This is a genomic window from Pseudarthrobacter sp. (assembly GCF_036675385.1).
GTDB lineage: Bacteria > Actinomycetota > Actinomycetes > Actinomycetales > Micrococcaceae > Arthrobacter.
In genome coordinates, this window is sequence record NZ_JAKFFD010000102.1 from 1 (window position 1) to 3404 (window position 3404).

The window sequence follows — 3404 nt, forward strand, 5'->3', positions numbered from 1 at the left end:
AAAGTCCTCGCGGACATCGAGGATCCGGTCAGTGGATCGGCGCTGGTCGGCTTCGTTGACGGTGATTTCAGTCATCGGTTTCTCCTTCGGATAGTTGGGCTGTTGTCCTTAGCGGACGGGTTCCCCGGCCTGGCGCCAGGCGACCATGCCGCCGCGCAGGGAATATGCCTCGTAGCCCTTATCAGCAAGTAGGCGGGCGGCTGAAGCGGATCGGATCCCGGACTGGCAGATGGTGATGACGGGCCGGGTCTTCTGGACTCCGGTGGTGCTGGTCTGGAGCCTGTCCAGCGGGACATGGCTGGCCTGCGGGGCCCGTCCGGAGCGCCATTCCTGGACGGTGCGAACGTCGATCAAGTCGGCGCCCGAGGCCAAGAGTTCCTTCGCCTCAGCGACCGTGATGGTTTTGTAGGGCTTGCTGAATGCCTTCTTCAGGGAGCTGATGAGGCCCATGGTGTTCTCCTTTGTTTCGGAACGAGGGGTGGATTTCAGGCGGTAACGGTGCCCGCAGTGACCCAGGCTGCGACGGCAAAAATGAGCACGGCGAACGAAATGCGGATGTGCTTGTCGCTCAGGTGGCGGGCGAGGCGGGCGGCAAGAAGGGATCCGAGGATCGCCGGGATCGCGAAGGACAGGACGCTGGGCCAGTCGAGGGTAAATCCCGCGGCGTGGGCACCGAAGCCCGCCGCCGAATTGATCACAATGATGGCCAGGGATGAACCAACGGCCTGCTTCATGCGCAGGCCCAGGAACAGCGTGAGAGCCGGGGTGAGCAGGAAACCCCCACCCACACCGAGCAACCCCGTGAGGAACCCTACGAGGGCCCCGACCCCCACCGCCCTGGGGGCGCAGGAGCGGAAGGCGCGGTTGGGCCCAGTGCTGCACGAACCCTCCGTTTCCGTGGTCCGCAAGAGCACCCGGACCCCCGCGATCACCATGATGACAGCGAAGACGAGCATCAGGATGTTTGGATCCAGAAGCCGGCCTACAGCAGCCCCCGCCCCACGCGGCGGGGATTCCCGCGGCACCGACAATGACGACCACAGGCCAGTTGATGCCTTCGCGCAGCCGCGGAATCAGCGCAGCCAGGGAGGAGATTCCCACCACCAGAAGGGAGGTGGGGATGGCCTCCGCCGGGCTCATGCCCACACCGTAGACCAGGGCCGGGACGGCGATGATCGAGCCGCCGCCACCGACTACACCCAGAACAATCCCGACAAAGAGCCCCAGCGACAGGGCGGCGATCATGCTGCCGCAGCCTGCTTGGCTTCGGCCACCGGGAGCTGCAGGATGGCACTTTCGCGGGTGGGTTCCTTGGCGGCCTTGTTCCATGGCATCGCCGAGATGGCCTGGCCCATGGCACAGGTGTTGGTGGCCGCGGAGAAGGTCAGGCCTGCCCCGATGATGCCGGCAAGCATCCGGATCCTCGGCGAAACGAATTTGCCGCCGGCCAGGCCCAGAACCACCAGGGACCCGGCGGCGAATCGGACCTGCCGCTCCAGGTCCCAACGGTCCTTGCCCTTGACCACGTCGCCACCACTCGCTGCGAAGCCGGGGACGCCGCCGGTCAGGACGTAGGCCGTATCGATGCCGGAACCGGCGAGGCGCTGACGCGCCTGCTCGGCGCGGGCGCCGGACTGACAGACCAGGACGACCCGGCTGCCCAGGCGGGCGGCCAGTTCGTCGGTGTGTTCGGACAGCAGCGGCAGCGGAACGTTGTAGGAGCCGCGGATGTGCATCGACTCGAACTCAGCGGCAGAGCGCACGTCGATAACCACAAGGTCCTGATGATCGGAGATCCAGCTGCGCAAGGACTCCGGCGCCAGGGCGGTAATGGCGATGGATGGAGAAAGGGCAGTCATGGGGGCCTCTCGAAGGGGTTGGTGGATACCCCACCCAGTATTACAGATACCCATGGGGGTATGCAAAACACCCCATGGGGTATATAGTTGGTGGCAAGACGCCCACTCTTTTGGAGACTTCATGCAACTCGATCCGACTGAACTGACCCCGGTGGTCAACCGCCTCAAGCGCGCCCAGGGCCAGCTCGCAGCTGTCACGCGCATGCTGGAGGAGGGCAGGGACTGCAAGGACATCGTTACGCAGTTGGCTGCCGTCTCGAAGGCCCTGGACAGGGCCGGGTTCGCCATCATCGCCAGCGGCCTTGAGCAGTGCATCGTCCGTGAAGACACCACCATGGACAAAAAAGAGCTGGAAAAGCTCTTCCTCTCCCTCGCCTGAAAAGCAGGGATCCCAGACCCCGTGCCGGGGCACGTTCCCCCAAACTGCCCCGGCTCGGCCCCCAATCTGAACCGGCCGTATCTGTAACGACATATGAGGAGCAGGCTCATGAGCTATACCCACACTGTTACCGTCCCGCTGTCCTGGGAGGACGCCGTCCAGCGCACCCGCGAGGCGCTCGGTGAACAAGGCTTTGGCATACTGACGGAAATCGACGTCCGCTCCACGTTTGAAGCCAAACTCGGCACCGAGGCCGCCGACGCCATCGGCGACTATGTAATCCTCGGCGCCTGCAACCCCACCCTGGCGAGCCGCGCCCTCGCAGCCGAGCCGGAACTCGGTGCGCTGCTTCCATGCAATGTCGTTGTCAGACGAGGCAAGAACGCGCACGAAACCACCGTCGAAGCCATCGACCCACAAACCATGGTCCAGCTCAGCGACAGCCCGGCCGTCCGGGAGGTCGCGGACGAAGCCGATGCCCGACTTCGCAAAGCCCTCGCCGGGCTCAGCGATGCAAAAGACATCTCCAACTGACCAAAGTGTAGGCACCTGCAAAATGCAGAGAAGCCTGTGCCCGGGTTGAGCCTGGCCAGATAAGCCAGGTGATGGGGCGCGGGCCGTCGTATCCGACGTCGGCGAGCATGTTGATCACGCCGAAGGACAGTACGGATCCCATGGGGCCGAGCCTGTTTCCCAGGGTCTTACGGCCGTGTAACTTCGCGTCGAGGCATATTCCCGGGTCGCCCAGTGTCACCTATATGTCGGCGAGGATGGACGTCGGCTTCTCAATGGCGTCGGCCACGAACCGCAGGAACCCGGCTGCTGTGCCGCCGTCGCACACGCGGTGATCGAACGTGAGCGTCAGTTCGGTGACCTTGCGGACCGCGAGGTCCCCGCCCACCACCCACGGCTTGTCGATGATCCGGCCGACGCCGAGGATTGCCACCTCGGGGTGGTTGATGATGGCTGCGGAACCGTCCACCCCGAAAACGCCGTAGTTGTTCAGCGTGAAAGTGCCGCTGCCCAGCTGCTCCGGCGTCGCCTTGCCCTCGCGTACGACGGCGGTGAGCCGGCGGATCTCCGCGTCCAGTTCGCGGGCACTGAGTTTGTCCGCGTTGCGGATCGAGGGGACCATCAGCCCCCGGTCCGTCTGGGCCGCGAAGCCC

Annotated in this window: 5 protein-coding genes and 1 pseudogene; 2 read left to right on the forward strand and 4 right to left on the reverse strand. The window is 64.8% G+C overall.

The window, feature by feature from the left end; genetic code table 11:
- Positions 1 to 108: 108 nt before the first annotated feature.
- The 3 genes and pseudogenes from V6M49_RS08020 to V6M49_RS08035 form a co-directional block, all read right to left on the reverse strand.
- The gene (locus tag V6M49_RS08020; protein WP_332760797.1) at positions 109 to 450 is read right to left on the reverse strand and encodes a rhodanese-like domain-containing protein; all 342 of its coding nucleotides are present in this window, start codon (positions 448 to 450) and stop codon (positions 109 to 111) included.
- Positions 451 to 485: 35 nt separating this feature from the next.
- Positions 486 to 1245 (reverse strand): annotated as a pseudogene (locus V6M49_RS19900) (sulfite exporter TauE/SafE family protein).
- Positions 1242 to 1859, reverse strand: a complete 618-nt coding sequence (locus tag V6M49_RS08035; RefSeq protein WP_332760794.1) for a rhodanese-like domain-containing protein — start codon at positions 1857 to 1859, stop codon at positions 1242 to 1244. The pseudogene V6M49_RS19900 and the gene V6M49_RS08035 overlap by 4 nt, the downstream one beginning before the upstream one ends.
- Positions 1860 to 1980: 121 nt before the next feature.
- Here V6M49_RS08035 and V6M49_RS08040 point away from each other — a divergent pair, with 121 nt between their 5' ends.
- Positions 1981 to 2238, forward strand: coding sequence for a metal-sensitive transcriptional regulator (locus tag V6M49_RS08040; protein ID WP_141141385.1), 258 nt, complete (start codon positions 1981 to 1983; stop codon positions 2236 to 2238).
- Between the two features lie 108 nt (positions 2239 to 2346).
- Positions 2347 to 2772 (forward strand): DUF302 domain-containing protein, encoded by a 426-nt coding sequence (locus V6M49_RS08045; protein WP_332760795.1) that lies wholly within the window; start codon positions 2347 to 2349, stop codon positions 2770 to 2772.
- A gap of 220 nt (positions 2773 to 2992) precedes the next feature.
- Here V6M49_RS08045 and V6M49_RS08050 read toward each other — a convergent pair.
- On the reverse strand, positions 2993 to 3404 hold a 412-nt coding region (locus tag V6M49_RS08050), incomplete at its 5' end, for a 2-oxo acid dehydrogenase subunit E2 (protein ID WP_332760796.1).

What these genes read in the sequence shown, in the direction of transcription:
- V6M49_RS08040 (WP_141141385.1), top strand. Translation starts at nt 1,981, where the DNA reads ATGCAACTCGATCCGACTGAACTGACCCCGGTGGTCAACCGCCTCAAG.
- V6M49_RS08035 (WP_332760794.1), bottom strand. Translation starts at nt 1,859, where the DNA reads ATGACTGCCCTTTCTCCATCCATCGCCATTACCGCCCTGGCGCCGGAG.
- V6M49_RS08020 (WP_332760797.1), bottom strand. Translation starts at nt 450, where the DNA reads ATGGGCCTCATCAGCTCCCTGAAGAAGGCATTCAGCAAGCCCTACAAA.
- V6M49_RS08045 (WP_332760795.1), top strand. Translation starts at nt 2,347, where the DNA reads ATGAGCTATACCCACACTGTTACCGTCCCGCTGTCCTGGGAGGACGCC.